The sequence below is a fragment of the Lentibacillus populi genome, assembly GCA_014642895.1.
Taxonomy (GTDB): domain Bacteria; phylum Bacillota; class Bacilli; order Bacillales; family Amphibacillaceae; genus Lentibacillus_C; species Lentibacillus_C populi.
In genome coordinates, this window is the sequence record BMJD01000001.1 from 118,134 (window position 1) to 137,214 (window position 19,081).

The following is a 19,081-nucleotide window of genomic DNA, read 5'->3' on the forward strand; positions in this document are numbered from 1 at the left end:
GTTATACTATTTACAACAATTAAGTTAATGAGTATAACATATTGGGAGGACTACAAATGGACAAAACCCGAATTGCTATTAACGGATTTGGTCGTATTGGACGGATGGTATTCCGTCAGGCGATTAAGGATGAACAATTAGATGTTGTTGCGATCAATGCAAATTATCCTCCAGAAACACTTGCGCATTTAATTAAATATGATAGTGTTCATGGAATTTTTGACGGGGAAGTGAAAGCGTTTCATGACAAGCTTGAAGTAGATGGGAAAAAGGTATTGCTGGTCAATTCCCGTGAACCGGAAAAGCTTCCATGGCATGAATTGAACATTGATATTGTTATTGAAGCAACTGGCAAGTTTAACTCAAAAGAAGGAGCAGGATTGCATCTTTTGGCAGGGGCTAGAAAAGTCGTCATCACTGCACCGGGCAAACAAGTCGATAAAACGATTGTCATGGGGGTAAACCACGACACCTATGACCCTGATAGAGATCATGTTATTTCGAATGCCTCCTGTACAACAAATTGTTTAGCACCGGTTGTAAAAGTACTGGACGATCAGTTTGGCATACAAAATGGTCTAATGACAACCGTTCACGCCTTTACAAATGATCAGAAGAATATTGACAATCCGCATAAAGATTTACGCAGAGCCAGGGGCTGCACACAGTCAATTATTCCAACTTCGACAGGTGCAGCGAAAGCTCTGGGTGAGGTGCTGCCACATTTAAACGGAAAATTGCATGGGATGGCATTAAGGGTCCCAACACCAGACGTCTCTTTGGTAGATTTAGTGGTCGATTTGCAGCAAGCGGTTACAGTAGATAAAGTCAATAGTGTATTTATAAATGCAGCAGATCAGGAGCTTGCCGGAATTATTAAATACAGCAGAGAACCACTTGTTTCGGTTGATTATACGACAACAGATTATTCTGCCATTATTGACGGACTTTCAACGATGGTGATGGATGATAATAAGGTAAAAGTATTAGCCTGGTATGATAATGAATGGGGTTATTCACATCGGGTAGTGGATCTGGCAAAATACGCCGGAAGCTACATGCATCAAAAGCAAATGAAAATATCCTGATGGTATTTGTGCACAAAGGCGCAAGCGCCCGGTTAGCGACGTATAAACTGGACTGAACCGCAGGAGATAAAGGAAACATGCCCCTGCAAAAGGGGTATGCCGACGTTGGGCGCAAAGCCCGCTTTTAGTCGGCCTTCCTTCCTACCCGAGCCGATGTTGACTTATCGTACGGAGGTGAAGGAAGTTTACTAGTCGCTGGGTGCTGGAGCCGGACGTGGCCTGCTCTGCTGCACGCATAATAGCGCCTCAAATTCTATACTTTCTTTACATACGTAGAACAAAGGCGCTTGCACCTTTATTCACATTCTCTAATACTTTCCCCCACTAAAACTGATCATGATAGATGTATGATCAGTTTTTGTGTTGATTTTCAGAAGAGCCGGCCATGAATTAAATTTGTTTGTAGCATTAGTGGAATTACTAAAAACATGTTAAAATGAAAGATATAATATTTTTGCGTATTTAATACATAAATGATTTTTCGGGTGGGGAAATGGATGTCATTAAAAAATATAATCGTAAAGTATTTTAACAATCATGCGGAAACAAGCGAAAATCATCATGATACAACATTACAAACCCATTATTATAAAACAACAAAGGATAAAGGATTGCAGATGGTTGAGGAGTACTTCAGTAAATCTGGTGCTTATCAGGTGAATTCGGTTTCCAAAGAACACGGAGAAATAAGTGCTTATGTAAAAAAGGGAAGAAAAGCATTTATAATCGTAACGATTATCATGGTAAGACCTTATCAAACGGCGATTGATTTTTCGGTAACAACAGAGTCATTATTGCCATTTGACTTTGGATACAGCACGAAGTTAATTCAGCGCTTGTATAACGAATTCAACAAAACATTTCCATTAATTGATTAGGCCAAACATACTAATCAAAATGAACGGAGTTGAATACATGCGGTGTTCAAATTGTCCAAGTAAAAATACGAAGGTTCTGGATTCAAGACCAATTGAGGAAGGACGCACGATCCGCCGGCGCAGGGAATGTGAACAATGCGGGTTCAGGTTTACTACATTTGAACGGATTGAAGAGGTTCCACTAATCGTTGTAAAAAAAGATGGAGCGAGACAGGAATTCAGCAGAGAAAAACTGATTCGCGGTTTAATAAAGGCATGTGAGAAGCGACCGGTGCCACTGGAGAAAATCGAAGGAATTGCTGCGGATGTTGAAAAAGAACTGCGTAATGGCGGCGTCTCGGAAATCCCTAGTAACGAAATCGGTGAAATGGTGATGGATCGACTATCAGATGTCGATGAGGTTGCCTATGTCCGATTTGCATCAGTTTACCGCCAATTTAAGGATATTAGTGTTTTCCTGGACGAGTTAAAGGAGCTAATCAATACAGATAAGAAATAATAACAGGAACTTATAGTGCGTGTTCAAAAAGTCGTGCTTATCATTTGGTGACGTTTTGAACACCCTCTTATAGTGTTTTCATGCGTAATTTGAGGTGAAACGAATGAATTTTATAGGAAAGCTTTTGCCTGTAGAGGGGTATATGGTCGTGCAGAAGGGTAATCTGCCAGAAGGGTATATGCGGTCATTAACTCATTTGTACCAGCCGTTAATCGGGATAACTGCTGTTATGTTATACCAGACGCTATTGCATGAAATTGAATTGCAGCAAGCTAATGAACCACAGACCCATCATACGTTAATGAACTATTTGAATTTGCCCCTGGATGATATTTACCGGGCAAGACTTAAGCTGGAAGGAATCGGTCTGTTGAATACATACAAACATCAGACAGATAAAAACGATTATTATACGTACGAATTATTGGAACCATTTGCCCCTGGAGATTTTTTTGAGGATGCGATGCTTACACAGTTATTGTACCATCATGTAGGCGATGAGAAGTTTACTGTTTTAAAGAATCATTACGTAACTAAACCTCGGCTGCATGGCGGGAACAACGTAACTGCTGCATTCCATGATGTTTTCCAAACATTTCAACCGCAAATGGAACCATCTGATCCTGTTAAAGCATCACATGAGGAAAGTAATGTACAGATTGATTTTACCTGGATGAAACAAATGCTAAAACAACGAATGATCCCAGAAAAATATATTTTAACCGCCGACAACCGTAAATTAATTTCACAAATGATGGTCTTATATGATTTAGCGGAACATGAAATCGAAAAAGCGGTAATGTGGGCACTTACTGCGGAAAACAAGCTGGATACAGATGAATTTAAAGTAGCCTGCCATGATCTATTCAAGTCCACTCACCAGCAGTCAGTCATTAAGTTAACTGATATAATAGCCAAGCAGGGTAAAACTCAAGTGAAAACAAAACCAGCTACGAAAGAAGAGCAGTTGATTTATGAACTGGAAACAATTTCGCCAAAACAACTGCTGGAGGATCTGTCAAGTGGAAACCATGCGTCTGAACAGGATATGAAAATCATCCGGGATGTTATGACAACACAAGGGCTGCCATCTCCGGTTATGAATGTACTGATTCATTATGTATTGCTGCAATCGAATATGAAACTGTCTAAAGCTTATTTAGAGAAAATCGCCAGTCATTGGTCACGAGCCAATTTACAAACGGCAAAAGAAGCGATGGAATTTGCCAAAAAAGAGAAAGCGAAGTCGCAAGCAGGATATGTAAAAAAACAAAATTACCGGAAGCCTGCTGCCAATGAAGTAGTACCTGATTGGTTTAAAGATCGGAAAAAGAAGCCGGCACAACCGGCAACAACAATAAATCACACAGAAACAGAAGAGGAAAAAGCGGAATTTGAAGCACTTTTACGTGAATTTACAAGTAAAAATAATCATTTGCAAGGATGATTTTTGATGGAACCAATCAAATCGACATTAAAAAAATGGATGCAGGATAATAAGAATTTCAAGGAAAATTACCTGTCTATCAAACAGCAGGTTCTTCACGATCCCGAGATAGCTGAATTTCTTGCCTTGCATCCGCAATTAACAGAAAACGAAATCGATAAGAATCTGATAAAGTTATACGAGTATACAACCCAATCAAAGCAATGCGAAAAATGCGCCTCATTTGGCAAGTGCATCAATATGATTCAAGGATATTCTCCAATATTAAAAGCAGATAATAATGAATTACATTTAACATATGAAAAATGCCATAGTCGTGTAGCATATGAAAAACAGAAAGAACAGGAAAATTTGATTAACAGCCTGTACATGCCCAAGGATATATTACATGCGAATCTGGACAGTTTGGATATAGATGATACGAGAAGGCAAATTGTCCGGGAATTGATGCTTTTTTTAAAACAGGCACAAACCGAATTACCAGCGAAAGGGTTTTATTTTTCCGGCCCCTTTGGTGTTGGGAAAACCTATCTTCTTGGGGCGATCGCCAATGAACTAAAGAAATTGCACATTTCATCCATGCTTATTTATATGCCGGAATTTGTCCGTGAAATGAAAGGGTCAATCAAGGATGATTCTATCAACAGGAAAATAGATTATTTTAAGAAAACAGAAGTTCTGATGTTGGATGATATTGGTGCAGAAACACAGTCTGCCTGGTTCCGTGATGAAATCCTCGGATCAATTTTGCAGTACCGCATGATGGAACGATTGCCTGTCTTTTTTACTTCCAATTATAGTTTGGAGCAATTGGAGGAGCAGTTAGCTATATCAAATCGCGGTGGCGTTGAAAAAGTAAAAGCCGGCAGAATTATTGAGCGAATTAAACAAGTAAGTAAAGAGTTTCTCATGTATGGGGAGAACCGACGCAACTAAATAAGGAAGCTAACAGGATTAGTGCTATTCTGTTAGCTTCTTTTTAAACTTTCGGAAGTGTCGGTTTTACTATTGTTGGTAGTTTATCCGGATCATACATTTTTTCACCCTTTTGTCCATATAATGTAACAGTTTGGTTCTGGATGAGGGTGATATTTGTTGCTGGAAGTTTATTTTAGTTCTGACAAAGAAGTGATCAGTTTTTGTGAGTATTTATTTCGTTATAACAAGCAAATTGAATTGCATTGGAAAACAGATGAGGATTGGGGGAATCTACTACAACTGCAATACCAACTGCCAGGCAACAAGACGATGGATTCAATTGCAAAGGCGATGACCGATGTGTTTATCAATCATCGATTAACCAATATGATCAAACATATTATGGAAGAATACTATTACTATACGAATACGGATGAGATGGAACGCATCCTGGATTTAACGCATTGGATTTTTTCTGGTGAGGATGATGACAGCCTCCAAGTAAGAAAAAACAAGGATCCCAATCAATTATTGCAGTCCTTGTTCATTGCTAATATTAAAAACACAACAACGATCCATTATGATTCAATCGTTAAGTTTCGCCTGAAGGTTTTTAAAGATCAATTAATCCATTACGTTGGACTGGCAATCGACGAATTTAAACGGGAAGAGGATCATCAGGCATTTGTAAACATGTTGCGTGAATACATTGCAAAAAAAGAACCAACCTATAATCTGATTCATGTATTGCAAGGAAGTACATTTTCATTTTTTAAAGAAAATGGCAAGCCGTTTTCAAAAATGGAATTACGGATGCTGATGCAGAAAGAACCGTTATATATTGTCGGACTGGATAAAGATGAATTAAATTTGGCACCTTTAGTCGCGATGGCACCGAAGAAAATAAAAATTTATGGTGACCATCCGTCAGAACCGAAAACGTTAACCGTGATTAATGTTTTCGAGGAAAAAGTGGAGTTCGAAGCCTATAAAAATTTTCCATTTACTTATTATTTGAAAAATCCATGAGAAAAGGCTTGATTTTCATATCGTGAGAGGCTATAATACGACTTATATTATTATTTATTAGGATAATAAGTAAGGATAAGGACAAGATCATTTGCCTATTGTATAAACAAGAGATGGGAGCCCGCTGGCTGAAAGCTTCCAATATACAACCGGATGATTACCACCTTTGAACTCTGCTGTCGAACAGATCCAGTAGACAGTAGCGTACCATCTGCGTTAAAGATGATGAGCCGTAATAATGATTTACGGGAATTAGGGTGGAACCACGTGTTAAGCGCTCGTCCCTTTGCATAGATGCAGAGGGGTGGGCGTTTTTAATTTTTTTAAAAATCGTTTTAATAAATGATAAGGAGCGATAATCATGGCAGCAGACATTGCAATTATTTTCCCTGACGGTGCTGAAAAAGGATTTCCTTTTGGGACAACTGGAGAGGATATAGCAGCAACTATTTCCCCCGGATTAAAAAAGCAGGCACTTGCCATTAAGCTTGATGGCAAGCTGTACGATTTAAAGCGAGAATTACCTCATGGTGGGGCAATTGAAATTATTACGTATAAAAACAAAGAAGGCATTGACATTGAACGGCATTCCGCAGCGCACTTAATGGCACAGGCGATTAAACGTTTGTACGGAAAGGTTCAATTTGGTGTTGGCCCGGTCATCGAAGAAGGGTTTTATTACGACATGGACATGGAGCATACGATTACCCCAGAAGACCTGCCAAAAATTGAAAAAGAAATGCGCAAGATTGTCGATGAGAACCTGGAAATTGAGCGAATCGAGGTTACCCGTCAAGAAGCGAAGGATATGTTCCGGGGAATTGGTGATGAGCTGAAGCTCGAATTGATTGATGCCATTCCGGAAGATGAACAGGTAACGATCTACAAGCAAGGAGAGTTTTTTGATCTTTGCCGGGGTGTACATGTTCCATCGACAAGCAAAATCAAGGCATTTAAATTATTGAGTATCTCGGGAGCGTATTGGCGTGGAGACAGCAATAATCAGCAACTGCAGCGGATTTATGGAACTGCTTTTGAAAAACAAAGCCAGGTGGACGACTATTTGCGGATATTGGAAGAGCGAAAAGAACGCGATCATCGTAAACTTGGAAAAGAATTAGGGATTTTTACCGTTTCCCAAAAGGTTGGTCAAGGACTGCCGTTATGGCTGCCAAAAGGCGCGACGATTCGCCGCCAAATTGAGCGTTATATCGTTGATTTGGAAGAGCGGTTGGGCTATAACCATGTATATACACCGGTATTGGGCAGTATCGATTTATATAAAACGAGTGGACATCTGGATCATTATGATGACGACATGTTTCCGGTAATGGAAATGGACAACGAAGATTTGGTTCTCCGTCCAATGAACTGCCCGCACCATATGATGGTATATAAAAATCAGTTGTACAGCTATCGGAATTTGCCAGTCAGGATTGCGGAGCTTGGTACAATGCATCGGTATGAAATGTCCGGGGCTTTGGCCGGTCTGCAACGTGTGCGGGCAATGACGCTGAATGATGCCCATATCTTTGCCCGTCCAGATCAGTTAAAGGACGAATTTATTCGTGTAGTTGAACTTGTTCAAAAAGTGTATCAAGATTTCGGTATTGAAGACTATTACTTCCGCCTCTCATACCGTGATCCGGAAGATAAAGAAAAGTATATCGATAATGATGAGATGTGGGAAAAAGCCCAATCCATGCTGAAGGAAACGATGGAGGAGATGGGCGTCGACTATGTGGAAGCAATTGGAGAGGCAGCTTTTTATGGTCCAAAGCTTGACGTACAGGTAAAAACAGCCATTGGTAAAGACGAAACATTGTCGACTGTTCAGATTGATTATCAGCTACCGGAACGCTTTGACTTGACCTATATTGGTGAGGATGGAAAAGAACATCGCCCAGTTGTCATCCATCGTGGTGTCGTTTCCACAATGGAACGATTTGTTGCCTTTCTTCTTGAGGAATACAAAGGTGCCTTTCCAACATGGCTGGCACCAGTACAGGCAAAAGTTATTCCAGTTTCTCCACAGGCACATTTGGACTATGCGAAAAGGGTTGCGGATAAGCTGAGACTTAGCGGTGTCCGGGTTGAAGTAGACGAGCGCGATGAGAAGATTGGCTACAAAATCCGTGAAGCCCAAACACAAAAGATTCCATTTTCCTTAGTATTAGGTGATAAGGAAATGAATGATGACGCTGTTAATGTAAGGAGATATGGGGAAAAACAGTCCGAGACGATGTCTTATGAAGCGTTTGAACAAATTATAACGGAAGAAATTACCGAGAAGAAATTGCGGAAATAATAATGATACCCTCTTTCCAAGTGAATAGGTTAGCGTATTTACTTGGAAGGGGGAAGCTATGTATTGACATATACATTATTCGATGTTATTCTATAAAAGCTGAATCAAAACTTAATGATCGATAGACAAGTAGAAGCACCCGCTTCTCACCTGTTCGACGCTTTATGCTGTTGACTGGTCCGATAATTTTCAAATAGACTATTGGGAACGTGTGGGTGCATCTGTGTACCGACACATTTTTTATGTAAATGAATCAACTTGTCAACGATTATAGTTAAAAAATTTTGGAGGTGGCTGGCTATTAGCAAAGATATGAACGTTAATGAGAAAATTCGTGCTCGGGAAGTGCGATTAATTGATTCGAATGGTGATCAACTTGGAGTGAAATCACGTAATGAAGCATTGGATATTGCTGCAAAACGGAATTTGGATTTAGTTCTGGTTGCTCCAAATGCGAAACCACCAGTGTGCCGAATCATGGATTACGGGAAATACCGCTATGAACAACAGAAGAAAGACAAAGAAGCACGTAAAAAACAAAAAATTATTAACGTAAAAGAAGTTCGCTTTACACCAGGAATCGGTGATCATGATTTTAATACCAAATTAAAAAATGCTCGTAAATTCCTTGAAAAAGGCGACAAAGTAAAGGCTTCGGTTCGCTTTCGCGGTCGTGCCATTACGCACAAGGAGCTTGGCCAAGAGGTTTTAGATCGTTTAGCTGAAGAGGTGAAAGATATTTCAACAGTGGAATCCAAGGCTAAAATGGAAGGCCGTAACATGTTTATCATGCTTGCTCCAATTAACGATAAATAATTCTGGGAGGAAATTTACATGCCTAAAATGAAAACCCACAAAGGTTCACAAAAACGCTTTAAACGAACAGGTTCTGGAAAACTGAAACGTTCACATGCATATACAAGTCATATGTTTGTCCATAAATCACAAAAACAAAAACGCAAATTACGTAAATCTGCACTTGTATCCTCTGGAGACTATAAGCGGATTAAATCAATGCTTCCGTATAAATAAGGGAGCCGGACGTGGCCTACTCTGCCGAGAGCAGAATACAGCCTAAATTTGTATATTTTCTTAGCTTGTGAAAAGCGTGCAATTAAACTATTTGAGATACAGGTACTTGTATTAGGAGGGAATTATTATGCCACGTGTAAAAGGTGGAACGGTTACGCGCAAACGTCGTAAACGCGTATTAAAATTAGCTAAAGGTTATTATGGTTCAAAAAGAACGTTATTTAAAACAGCAAAACAGCAAGTAATCAAATCAGGTCAATATGCATATCGTGACCGCAGACAAAAGAAACGTGAATTCCGCAAGCTTTGGATTGCACGTATTAATGCTGCAGCACGTATGAATGACATTTCATACAGCAAACTAATGCATGGTCTAAAAGTAGCTGGTATTGAAGTAAACCGTAAAATGCTGTCAGATCTTGCTATCAATGATGAACAAGCATTTACACAACTTGCTGATAAAGCAAAAGCAGCATTAAAATAGATTGGAAAATGATGGCCAAATCCAAAACGGGTTTGGTCATTTATTTAAAGTAAAGAAAGTATATAATTTTAGCGATATTAATTCACGATCAAGAAAGGCCATGTCCAGCTCCAGCGCCCAGCAACTAGCAAACTTCACACTCCTTCACTACGATAAGTCAACATCGGTTCGCTTCCAGCTCACCGTGTTTCCTTTATCTCATTGCGGAGTGCTCCAGTTTGTACGTTGCTAAACGGGCGCTTGCGCTTTTCTTATTACGTACTGGAGGAAATGCAATGCATATATCTATTTTGTGTTTAACCCTAATAAATGTAATCGGGTTTGTACTGATGGGAACCGATAAGCAAAGGGCGATAAAGCATAAATGGCGGATTTCTGAAAAAACATTGTGGATTACCGCGATTATTGGTGGAGCTCTCGGTTCATATGCCGGAATGAAGACGTTTCATCACAAAACAAAACACCGGACGTTTCAAATAGGTATGCCATTGATTTTGTCCCTTCAGGCAGTACTATTTATCTTTCTTACAGTGTCATAAAGGCTCGTCTCTTGTCATATACATGTACTAATCGTTATGAACAAAGGCGGAAGCGCCCGTTTAGAGGCGTATGTGCTGGATTGAACCGTAGGAGATAAAGGAAACACGGTGAGCTGGAAGCGAACCGATGTTGACTTATCGTACGGAGGTGAAGGAAGCACACTAGCCTCTGGGCGCTGGAGCCGGACGTGGCATTTTCTGGTAAAGACTTCATATAACTATAAATTATATACTTTCTTTACAATGGAAAGAGTTTGCCCACAGACACTAGCTAAGAAGGAGGAATATCATGGAACTGTTTGGTAATTATCTCATGACGATTATCGAAACAGGTGGATTATTTGCACCAATTTTATTTATTAGCTTTCATTTATTACGCCCATTATTCTTTCTTCCTGTTGTATTTATTTGTGTATCCGGAGGTATTTTATTTGGGACAGTGGCTGGTACCTTGTATTCCCTTATTGGTATTACATTATCCAGTGTACTGTTTTATGGAATTATTCGCTGGATGCCAAAAACGTACAACCGACTTGTCAGCATGAAGCAGAAGATTATTGGGAAACAAACCGATTTTACGACCTCACAAATCGCCGTATTAAGACTTGTGCCATTTATTCATTTTCATCTGTTATCGTTATGTTTAATCCAAATAACTGCAGGTTTTAAAGATTATGCGAAGTCATCATTATTCTCAAACATTCCATTGGCGTTTGTCTACACGTCCATCGGTCAATGGATTGCAAGCTTGTCCCCTATCTATATCTCCATGTTTTTAATCGCATTATTGCCGCTTATCTATCTGCTTAGGAGAAAAGAAATTATTATTAAATGGCATGACTTTTTCCAGGCAAGTACATGAACAAAAGCGGAAGTGCCCGGTTAGCGGCGTATGGACTGGACTGAGCCGTAGGAGATAAAGGAAACACGGTGAGCTGGAAGCGAACCGATGTTGACTTATCGTACGGAGGCGGGTGTTGTCCACTAGCCGCTGGGCGCTGGAGTTGGACGTGGAACAAAAGCGGAAGTGCCCGGTTAGCGGCTAGAGGACTCTCGCCCTGCCAAGCAGGGTGGTTCGGTGTTGCTGCGCAAAGCAGCGGTTTTAACCGAACATTCCTACGTAGGAGATAAAGGAAACATGCCCCTTCATAGGGGTAGACGTGAGTTGGACGCAAAGTCCGTTTTTAGTCGGCCTTCCTCCTTCCTCGAACGAGGGGATGTTCGACTAAGAACGCCACGTCCTGTGGCAACGCCGAACTGACCTACATCCTGTAGGCCCGACTTATCGTACGGAGGCGGGTGTTGTCCACTAGCTGCTGGGCGCTGGAGCTGGACGTGGAACAAAAGCACTATTGGACGGAAAAGACGCTCATCTTAAATGAAGGTGAGCGTTTTCACTTAACAGGCGTTATCAACAACTTGTTAATCGGGTGTTTCCATTCGATTTGCGCATACGGGTAGCGAATTAATAGTTCTTTTTCCAGAAAATATAAATCATCTCGTGTCAATCCACGCAAATCAAGTGGCTCTGGAGCAGTGATTTGAATGGTAACTACTTCAAATGACTGCTCAGTTGTTCCCAAATATTTTTCTCCTTCAAATAAACATCCTTTATAAACAAATTGTAAATTCTTCTTACTATTTTGTTCCTCATCCAGTAAGAAGAATTCCATTTGTTCCTTGGCAATCTGTAATTTTCGCCGCGGATTCCGAAAGTATTGAAATATTGTATATAGAATGCAGGCAAGCGCAATGAAAATCAGCACACGAAACAATAATACAATCATGTTAAACCGTCTCCCCGAAACTTGTTATTCCCTTATACGTATTACAATTCATTTAGGTTTCACTATATTTCATTTTTTCATGGTACAATCGTAGTAAAACAAAAAGGAGTATTACCAGTGTGTGTTATTAGAGGCTAAAACTTTCCTTCATGCTTGTGAAAAAGTTATAATAATAGTGAGATAAATAGAAGGAGGCATTCATACATATGGCAAAGTTGGATGAAACATTAACAATGCTAAAAGATTTAACTGATGCCAGGGGAATTCCAGGCAACGAAAAAGAAGTGCGAGACGTGATGGAAGGGTATATTAAGCCGTTTGCCGATGAGGTTTTCACAGATAATCTGGGAAGTCTAATTGCGAAAAAAACGGGGGACGAAAACGGACCGAAAATCATGATTGCGGGTCATTTGGATGAAGTTGGCTTTATGGTAACCCGAATCGACGACAATGGCTATGTTTATTTTCAAACTACTGGCGGCTGGTGGAGCCAAGTTATGCTTGCTCAACGTGTTACCATTATGACGGCAAAAGGCGATGTTACCGGAATCATTGGTTCAAAACCACCACATATTTTATCTGCCGAAGCACGAAAAAAGCCGGTGGAAATAAAAGATATGTTCATTGATATTGGTGCAAAGAGCAAAGAGGAGGCGACTGATTTTGGTGTTCGTCCAGGTAATTCGATTGTACCTTACTTTGAATTTACCCCATTAAAAAATGAAAAAATGCTGTTAGCGAAGGCCTGGGACAACAGGATTGGTTGTGCAATTGCCATTGAAGTACTTAAGCAGTTAAAAGATGTCGATCATCCAAATGTTGTATACGGGGTCGGTACGATTCAGGAAGAGGTTGGCCTGCGTGGTGCACGTACAGCAGCACATAAAATCAAGCCTGATATTGGTTTCGGTGTGGATGTTGGTATTGCTGGAGATATGCCAGGTATTTCGGATAAGGAAGCAGACAGCAAGCTTGGAGATGGTCCGCAAATTGTTTTATATGATGCATCAATGGTTTCACATAAAGGAGTTCGTGATTTTATTGTTGATACAGCGGAAGAACACCATATTCCATATCAGTTCACTACTATACCAGGTGGCGGGACAGACTCGGGTTCCATTCATCTGACCGCGAGTGGTGTGCCATCCCTTTCCATTACGATTGCAACCCGGTATATCCATTCCCATGCAGCTATTTTACACCGGGATGATTTCGAAAACGCTGTAAAATTAATTGTAGAAGCAGTTAAAAAATTAGATCGGGATAAAGCGAATGAGATTATTTTTGCTTGAATAAGTAAAAAGCGGCAGCAGTTACAATACTGCTGCCGCTTTTTAATTTATTTGTTTTGTATGATTAACCACATGCAACTTTTCTAGGCTAAATATGTATTCATCACTTTCTGTACATACTGTTTTGTTTCGGCAAATGGCGGGATTCCTTGATATTTATCAACATTTCCGGGTCCTGCATTATAGGCAGCAATCGCTAATTCCAAATTGCCATCATAGCGGTTAAGCATTTGACTTAAGTATTTTGTACCGCCTTCAATATTTTGTTGTGGGTCATATGGATTTGTCACTCCTAGACCACGGGCAGTTGCTGGCATCAGTTGCATCAGCCCCAGTGCGCCAGCATAACTTTTAGCATTCGTATTGTAATTTGATTCTGCTTTGATAACCGAATGAATAAGCCTTGGATCAATACCAAATTTTTCCGCAGCATTGGAGATGATTGCTGTAAAACCTTCATCCATTTTTTTACGTGTGTTTGCTGTATTCGTATGCATGTCTGGTGCGGGATGACCAGCCGGCTTACTGGATAGCTGTCCCTCGTTGTTTAATGATGCTGCTTGATTTATTTTTTCCTGCAGCATTTGCTTGAATGCTAAATCAACGATAGGGGAGTTATCAGAAAATGAATTATCCGTTGACGTTAAAATCGACATTGCCTGATATTGGATCATCGTTTGTAAATCTTTTATCTCCATTGGAAATCTCCCCCTTCTCTCTCCAGTATTAGTTTACCCGTAAATGGCTGTTATGGCAATAGCTTCCTAGAGTTTGAATACTTCTTTTCCGGATTCCTGTAATACCTCCTGATAAAACGGGTCATTACCAATACAGAAAACACGGTCACATAAACTGATAATTTCATCCATATCATGCGAAGTATAAAGAATCATCATGCCTTCTTTTTTTGCTCGCCTGTATAAATAGGAACCAATTTCTTTCCGCGACTTTAAATCGATGCCAACAGTCGGCTCGTCCAGTAATAATAGCAGGGGGTCATGGATAAGCGTGATCGCCAAATTTAATTTTCGTTTCATTCCCCCTGATAAGGTTTTTACCGAGTCCTGCCAAATTTCCAATTTCATATCCAGGCAAAGCTGTTTTAATTCTTCTTTGCTTTTTTTCTTCCATGCCAGCTTTTCAAAGAAGACCATGTTCTCCTCTACGGTGAATTCATCCCATAATGCGATATCCTGGGGGACAAATCCGACCAGTTTGCGAACCTTTTTCCGATTTTCTTTATATGTCAGATTATTTAATGCAATGGATCCATCTGTTGGATGTAATAGGGTTGCCAGTATTTTCAGCATAGTTGATTTACCTGCGCCATTTTCCCCCACGAGCCCAACAATTTCACCCGGTTTTACGGAAAATGAAATGTCCTTTAAGATTTCTTTTTTGCCATAATGTCTTGATAGAGAATTGATGTTAAGCATGGATCTCCTCCTTCCTGAAATACCAAATTATGGAAAACAGCATAATGATGCATGTGGCCAGGTTTGCGCTTCCACCTGACAGAAATGGCTGAAGCGGATTAAGCATATCCACCCAAGGCCATTTTTGTATCATCCCAGTATTTGGGATAATTGCCCCGCTGGCAACCGCCATAATTAAGGCGATGGCGAATGCAGTGGTATAGTAAAGAAATTGCCTTCTAAACAGGTTTGCCATTAAAAAAGCCGCTATGCTTAGGGTTAGCCGAAAACTTGTTAGACTCCAGATGGATATTTGCTCCTGGAAAATAATTGAAAATATACTAACACTCAGTAAATCCACTATAAAGCACAAAACAGTATAAATAATAAAATTAAAAACGAGATAGTGTTTGAACGAATAGCGCATAAAAGCAAATCGCACGTTGACACTGGCGTGTTTTTCATGAATTATCCAGTCAAACAGCAGCAGGGTTGATAAAAGGGAGAAGATCGCCCACAACCCCCATATATGGAACAATTGCGCGTCATTATTCTGTGACGAATTTTCTGTATCACCGAAAGAAAAAGATGTTTTCAGCAAATCTTGCTCCGATTGAATCTCCTTCGATTTTGCAACGATTTCATCCCATGTCCATTGTTTAGTTGACTGGTAGTGGCCGATTAGCTCCTGAACGGTATATGCCGCTTTCGACCGCCCAGTTTCTTGCTGGATATAGGATAATATCATTTCTTTTACCGGTGTATACGCGAATGAAAGGTCTGATCGATAACTTGTGAGTAATCGGTTACGGCTGCCTTCACGAATTTCTTCCTCATAGCCATCATGGATAACAAAGACACTATCCAGTTGATGCTTCTTTAACCGATATAAAGCAACATCCTCTTCAAGCTGGTAGACCCGAATGAATGGTGTTGACTTGATCTCGTTTCGCAATTCGCTTGCTGCATCTGATTCGTCTTCCATAACAATACCAACAGGTACTTTGCTATCATCGGTAACGGCATTGGCTGCTTTTGCAATCCCGATTGTTGCGATCAATGGAATCAACAGCCAGAACAGGAGACTTGGCCAGTGTCTTTTCCAATGGAGAAATCGTGTTTCTATAATATATTTCACGATCGGGCACGCTCCTTCCACAATGAAAAACCCGCAAAGATAAAAAATATAGCACTAGAAAGCAGGATAAGTGGCAGGTAGTCCGCATAAAACCGTTCATTTAAAATGATCTCCTGCAGCCAATGGAATGCTTGATTGGCAAAACTGTAAGGCAAAAATGCCTGCACATACATCGGAAAATATAATACTGGTATAATTGCTCCACTTATCAACAATAGGAGCAGGGTAAATAGCGATTGAATAAGTAAGCGCAATTTTTGCGATCGGAAAATCGTTTCGATAATGGCTAACACTCCCAAAAAGCTAAACCCGTATAATAACGTAATGATCGCAATCCGCCCATAGTCCTCCCCATACAGTGGTATAGCTGTAATTTTTTGAAATAGAACCAAGGCAAATCCAGAAAGAAACATGGTAACGGAAAGAGACACTATTATTTTTGCCAGGATTTGCTGGAGCTCGATAACACCGTAAAGCCGCATCCGCTGCTCCATCCGTTGATGTTCATCGTTTGTTAATAATGAATAGAAAGCAATCAGCCAAATGGTGACGATAATAAACCAAGCTGCAAGTGTATAATAGTGGATCGGTGAACTTGTAGCATTGTTCATTATCGTTTCCTCATCCAGGATTTTGTCCTTGCCAATTGTATAAAAGATAAAGCTGGTAAATTGGTCAAATAACAGGTCATTTCTTTCATCAGTTGCAATCGGTAATTGCTTGGCAAAGTAATTAATCGTTAAAATATTTGCTTGTGCTGCCCGGATATGCCGGGAAATGCTGTCCAATAGTTCTTTGATGAGATAGCTTTCCGTTTGCTTTGCCGGATTTCCGGCAATATGTAATGTAACTGAATTTCCATTATATAAATCACTGGTAAATCCTGCTGGAAAGGTTATATACCCACTAATCTTACTCTGCTTCAGCTGCTCAAGGGCCTTGTCCTCGGGTAATGCATGGATCGTTATATAGCTGCCCAATTGGGATGACTCCTCAATTAATTTCACGACCAGCTGTGTTTCTTTCGATTGATCTAAATCGACTAATCCTACTTGAATCGCTTCGTGTTCATCTTGACCTGTAAATGTAATCATAAGTATGGCGCTTAATGCAATAATGATAATTGGAAAAAGCAAAAGAAGAGGAAGTGATGGCCACTTCCTCCAAAGTTTCTTCGCATCATTTCGGATAAATAGAATGATGTGTTTCATAAAAGACATGCTGTCACTTCCTTGTAGCTAGGAAAATTGGCCAAATCATATCGTATTCTTTATAGGCCGTTCAGATCTCCACCGCCGCCAGCTCCAAGAATGCCCATTAACCATTGCTGATATTGGGGCGCTACATCTGTTTCAAAATAATTCATAATCTCATTTACAGACATGCTGCCAATATCTTTTACGTTAGAATCATCAGGTGTGTTAACCTTTTTAATTGTTTTGGCGTCTTTCTTAACGTGAAGGCTGGCCATATCTTGGGTAACATTAAGAGCAGGTGCATCAATTGCAAATGTATTTTCCGAATTCATTTTATCTTTGTCATAGGATGCTTTGCCTGACCAATTGAAGCTAATGTCTCCACCTGGTTCCGATACGGAAAATACTCGTTCATAATCACGTCTGTCATCCTTTAATGTCTCGGTACCTTCATATGAATACTCGACATCTTCAATTGCAAGTTTAATAGAGTCATTTGCTTTATTATCTTTCCATGATAAATCACCTGTGAATGTCACGGTTCCTTTGTTGATAGAATCATCAGCGGTTATCTCGTAATCGAATTTTTGAGTTGTGTCATTCAATAGGTGGGTACCCTTTATTGTAAGTGTATTAATCTCATCTTTGCTTCCGCCTGCACCAATCGAGAAATCGCGTTGTACAATCAAGTTGTTTTTCACCCAAATAATGGATGTTAAACCGTTTGGAATATGCGAATCTTTTATGTCCTTAATCAGTTTATCAAGATCCTCTCCAAATAGTTTATCGATATCTTCGTTAAAATTGAGATCCATTGCTTCTGGGCTAATTCCAAATAGGCGAAGTTCCATTTGTTCCTTGAAAAGCTTTTGCAATTTCTTATCATCTTGCATTTTCTCCAGAATAGATACGAATAAATCCTTCGTCTCCTGCTCTGAGAGATGCATGGTTATTTTTTCTGTATCAAAATTTTTGTTATCAACCTTGATTGTTTCTTTTGCTGAATCAAAGGCATCACCAGGAATTTCATCGAAAATTTTCGTTGCATATTCTTCTTTTAAGTAGTTTAGATCTTCTTCCGGCAGCCCTTTTACAAGCTCAAAGAATGTATTGAAATCAATTGTTTCTCCTTCAGGAAAAGATGGATCTGCTTCATGCAACAGTTTTCCAATGTCCTTATCTTTTATTTGTAAGGATTCTTTCAGAAATGGAAGTCCAAGTAATAATTTATCAGCATCAATGTAAAATTTCATATCTTTCATTTCCATTTCTCCAAAGTTCGCTTGGATGTCTGTTACAAGCTGTTTTTCCTTCAGATCGGTTTGTGATGTTAATGTAAGTGTTGCGTTATTGATGATTTCCTGCGGGTCCATCATCCCGTATCCACCACCATAGGGATCATTGTATTCCCCCGATAATTTAAAAGTAGTTTCAATTGGATTCTCTTCCGTTTGTTCCCGCCATGCCAACTCAGGTTCATAGCGCTCTGTGATTTTATCCTTCATAAAATCAATTGTGTTTTTCTCTGCTTTGAAATATTGCGCCTTATCGGAACCTGTTACCGTTACGTATGCTGCAACACCACCACCTACAAGCAATACAGCAACTACGATAATGGCAATAAGCTTTTTGGATAAGCCTTTTTTTGTCTGCTCTCCGTTTTGCGTTTCATCCATCTTGCAAATCTCCTCTCAGTCTAAGTCTTTTTAAAAGATATGTATTATTAAGAAACAAGCTTAATAACAACAATGTCACGAATAATTATATATCATCCACAGAAAAAATAGTCAAATGGTTATAAGAACTTTAAAATTTATTTAATTCTATATACCTATATTTATTCTTAATTAAAAATAGATTAATGGGTATATATACATTTAAATAAGGCAAAAAATGGTTTATGGTTTATGTATATTTCGATTTAAAGCGAGAAAAGCAACGTGTGAGTGAATTATACAGGACTTATTAATTATTTTATTGCATAAAAAAGATAGATGCTTGTTTATGCATCTATCCTTCGTAATGCTTCGG

19 protein-coding genes and 1 other annotated feature are annotated in these 19,081 nt (G+C 39.6%); of the genes, 13 read left to right on the plus strand and 6 right to left on the minus strand.

The genetic code is table 11. The features are described 5' to 3' along the window. The first annotated feature begins 56 nt into the window (after positions 1–56). The 12 genes from IEX12_RS00615 to IEX12_RS00670 all read left to right on the plus strand — a co-directional run bounded on the left by IEX12_RS00615 (position 57) and on the right by IEX12_RS00670 (position 11,084). The gene (locus tag IEX12_RS00615) at positions 57–1,088 is read left to right on the plus strand and encodes a glyceraldehyde-3-phosphate dehydrogenase (RefSeq protein ID WP_088050835.1); all 1,032 of its coding nucleotides are present in this window, start codon (positions 57–59) and stop codon (positions 1,086–1,088) included. 497 nt (positions 1,089–1,585) lie between these two features. Beyond that, positions 1,586–1,966 (plus strand): cytosolic protein, encoded by a 381-nt coding sequence (locus IEX12_RS00620; protein ID WP_088050834.1) that lies wholly within the window; start codon positions 1,586–1,588, stop codon positions 1,964–1,966. A 37-nt stretch (positions 1,967–2,003) separates the two neighbouring features. After that, entirely contained in the window at positions 2,004–2,465 is a 462-nt protein-coding gene (gene nrdR / locus IEX12_RS00625) for a transcriptional regulator NrdR (RefSeq protein WP_088050833.1), read from the plus strand. A gap of 103 nt (positions 2,466–2,568) precedes the next feature. Further along, a complete protein-coding gene (locus tag IEX12_RS00630) occupies positions 2,569–3,912 on the plus strand; it encodes a replication initiation and membrane attachment family protein (RefSeq protein WP_088050832.1) in 1,344 nt (447 codons plus the stop codon). Between the two features lie 6 nt (positions 3,913–3,918). After that, complete coding sequence (dnaI, locus tag IEX12_RS00635; protein ID WP_088050831.1) at positions 3,919–4,848, plus strand: primosomal protein DnaI; 930 nt, start codon at positions 3,919–3,921, stop codon at positions 4,846–4,848. A gap of 159 nt (positions 4,849–5,007) precedes the next feature. Then, positions 5,008–5,859, plus strand: a complete 852-nt coding sequence (gene ytxC / locus IEX12_RS00640; RefSeq protein WP_188724547.1) for a putative sporulation protein YtxC — start codon at positions 5,008–5,010, stop codon at positions 5,857–5,859. 361 nt (positions 5,860–6,220) lie between these two features. Next, positions 6,221–8,167: a threonine--tRNA ligase gene (gene thrS, locus IEX12_RS00645; RefSeq protein ID WP_188724548.1), complete on the plus strand. Its 1,947-nt coding sequence runs from the start codon at positions 6,221–6,223 to the stop codon at positions 8,165–8,167. A 121-nt stretch (positions 8,168–8,288) separates the two neighbouring features. Beyond that, positions 8,289–8,414: a sequence feature (ribosomal protein L20 leader region), on the plus strand. Between the two features lie 65 nt (positions 8,415–8,479). Further along, entirely contained in the window at positions 8,480–8,983 is a 504-nt protein-coding gene (gene infC, locus IEX12_RS00650; RefSeq protein WP_106427348.1) for a translation initiation factor IF-3, read from the plus strand. An 18-nt stretch (positions 8,984–9,001) separates the two neighbouring features. Next, positions 9,002–9,199, plus strand: a complete 198-nt coding sequence (gene rpmI / locus IEX12_RS00655) for a 50S ribosomal protein L35 (protein WP_188724549.1) — start codon at positions 9,002–9,004, stop codon at positions 9,197–9,199. A gap of 127 nt (positions 9,200–9,326) precedes the next feature. Then, complete coding sequence (gene rplT / locus IEX12_RS00660; RefSeq protein WP_088050828.1) at positions 9,327–9,683, plus strand: 50S ribosomal protein L20; 357 nt, start codon at positions 9,327–9,329, stop codon at positions 9,681–9,683. A 275-nt stretch (positions 9,684–9,958) separates the two neighbouring features. Next, complete coding sequence (locus IEX12_RS00665; protein WP_155554153.1) at positions 9,959–10,222, plus strand: DUF1294 domain-containing protein; 264 nt, start codon at positions 9,959–9,961, stop codon at positions 10,220–10,222. A 289-nt stretch (positions 10,223–10,511) separates the two neighbouring features. Next, positions 10,512–11,084 (plus strand): TVP38/TMEM64 family protein, encoded by a 573-nt coding sequence (locus IEX12_RS00670; RefSeq protein ID WP_155554152.1) that lies wholly within the window; start codon positions 10,512–10,514, stop codon positions 11,082–11,084. A gap of 532 nt (positions 11,085–11,616) precedes the next feature. On the opposite strand, the gene IEX12_RS00675 is transcribed toward IEX12_RS00670, so the two are convergent. Continuing rightward, entirely contained in the window at positions 11,617–12,009 is a 393-nt protein-coding gene (locus IEX12_RS00675) for a sigma-w pathway protein ysdB (protein WP_088050825.1), read from the minus strand. A gap of 206 nt (positions 12,010–12,215) precedes the next feature. On the opposite strand from IEX12_RS00675, the gene IEX12_RS00680 reads away from it, so the two are divergent. Then, positions 12,216–13,301: a M42 family metallopeptidase gene (locus IEX12_RS00680; RefSeq protein WP_088050824.1), complete on the plus strand. Its 1,086-nt coding sequence runs from the start codon at positions 12,216–12,218 to the stop codon at positions 13,299–13,301. 83 nt (positions 13,302–13,384) lie between these two features. On the opposite strand, the gene IEX12_RS00685 is transcribed toward IEX12_RS00680, so the two are convergent. The 5 genes from IEX12_RS00685 to IEX12_RS00705 form a co-directional block, all read right to left on the minus strand. Next, entirely contained in the window at positions 13,385–13,999 is a 615-nt protein-coding gene (locus tag IEX12_RS00685; RefSeq protein ID WP_188724550.1) for a lytic transglycosylase domain-containing protein, read from the minus strand. Positions 14,000–14,065: 66 nt separating this feature from the next. Continuing rightward, complete coding sequence (locus tag IEX12_RS00690) at positions 14,066–14,737, minus strand: ABC transporter ATP-binding protein (protein ID WP_088050822.1); 672 nt, start codon at positions 14,735–14,737, stop codon at positions 14,066–14,068. Further along, complete coding sequence (locus IEX12_RS00695) at positions 14,730–15,854, minus strand: ABC transporter permease (protein ID WP_159457780.1); 1,125 nt, start codon at positions 15,852–15,854, stop codon at positions 14,730–14,732. Before IEX12_RS00695 ends, IEX12_RS00690 begins: the two co-directional genes overlap by 8 nt. Beyond that, positions 15,851–17,074 (minus strand): ABC transporter permease, encoded by a 1,224-nt coding sequence (locus IEX12_RS00700; RefSeq protein WP_188724551.1) that lies wholly within the window; start codon positions 17,072–17,074, stop codon positions 15,851–15,853. The genes IEX12_RS00695 and IEX12_RS00700 overlap by 4 nt, the downstream gene beginning before the upstream one ends. A 50-nt stretch (positions 17,075–17,124) precedes the next feature. Continuing rightward, complete coding sequence (locus tag IEX12_RS00705; protein ID WP_088050819.1) at positions 17,125–18,726, minus strand: flagellar basal body-associated FliL family protein; 1,602 nt, start codon at positions 18,724–18,726, stop codon at positions 17,125–17,127. Positions 18,727–19,081 lie beyond the last annotated feature (355 nt).

Excerpts from the sequence above, each read along its gene's own strand:
- IEX12_RS00615 (WP_088050835.1), top strand. The coding sequence starts at position 57 with ATGGACAAAACCCGAATTGCTATTAACGGATTTGGTCGTATTGGACGG.
- IEX12_RS00620 (WP_088050834.1), top strand. The coding sequence starts at position 1,586 with ATGTCATTAAAAAATATAATCGTAAAGTATTTTAACAATCATGCGGAA.
- nrdR (WP_088050833.1), top strand. The coding sequence starts at position 2,004 with ATGCGGTGTTCAAATTGTCCAAGTAAAAATACGAAGGTTCTGGATTCA.
- IEX12_RS00630 (WP_088050832.1), top strand. The coding sequence starts at position 2,569 with ATGAATTTTATAGGAAAGCTTTTGCCTGTAGAGGGGTATATGGTCGTG.
- dnaI (WP_088050831.1), top strand. The coding sequence starts at position 3,919 with ATGGAACCAATCAAATCGACATTAAAAAAATGGATGCAGGATAATAAG.
- thrS (WP_188724548.1), top strand. The coding sequence starts at position 6,221 with ATGGCAGCAGACATTGCAATTATTTTCCCTGACGGTGCTGAAAAAGGA.
- infC (WP_106427348.1), top strand. The coding sequence starts at position 8,480 with ATGAACGTTAATGAGAAAATTCGTGCTCGGGAAGTGCGATTAATTGAT.
- rpmI (WP_188724549.1), top strand. The coding sequence starts at position 9,002 with ATGCCTAAAATGAAAACCCACAAAGGTTCACAAAAACGCTTTAAACGA.
- rplT (WP_088050828.1), top strand. The coding sequence starts at position 9,327 with ATGCCACGTGTAAAAGGTGGAACGGTTACGCGCAAACGTCGTAAACGC.
- IEX12_RS00665 (WP_155554153.1), top strand. The coding sequence starts at position 9,959 with ATGCATATATCTATTTTGTGTTTAACCCTAATAAATGTAATCGGGTTT.
- IEX12_RS00670 (WP_155554152.1), top strand. The coding sequence starts at position 10,512 with ATGGAACTGTTTGGTAATTATCTCATGACGATTATCGAAACAGGTGGA.
- IEX12_RS00675 (WP_088050825.1), bottom strand. The coding sequence starts at position 12,009 with ATGATTGTATTATTGTTTCGTGTGCTGATTTTCATTGCGCTTGCCTGC.
- IEX12_RS00680 (WP_088050824.1), top strand. The coding sequence starts at position 12,216 with ATGGCAAAGTTGGATGAAACATTAACAATGCTAAAAGATTTAACTGAT.
- IEX12_RS00685 (WP_188724550.1), bottom strand. The coding sequence starts at position 13,999 with ATGGAGATAAAAGATTTACAAACGATGATCCAATATCAGGCAATGTCG.
- IEX12_RS00690 (WP_088050822.1), bottom strand. The coding sequence starts at position 14,737 with ATGCTTAACATCAATTCTCTATCAAGACATTATGGCAAAAAAGAAATC.
- IEX12_RS00700 (WP_188724551.1), bottom strand. The coding sequence starts at position 17,074 with ATGTCTTTTATGAAACACATCATTCTATTTATCCGAAATGATGCGAAG.
- IEX12_RS00705 (WP_088050819.1), bottom strand. The coding sequence starts at position 18,726 with ATGGATGAAACGCAAAACGGAGAGCAGACAAAAAAAGGCTTATCCAAA.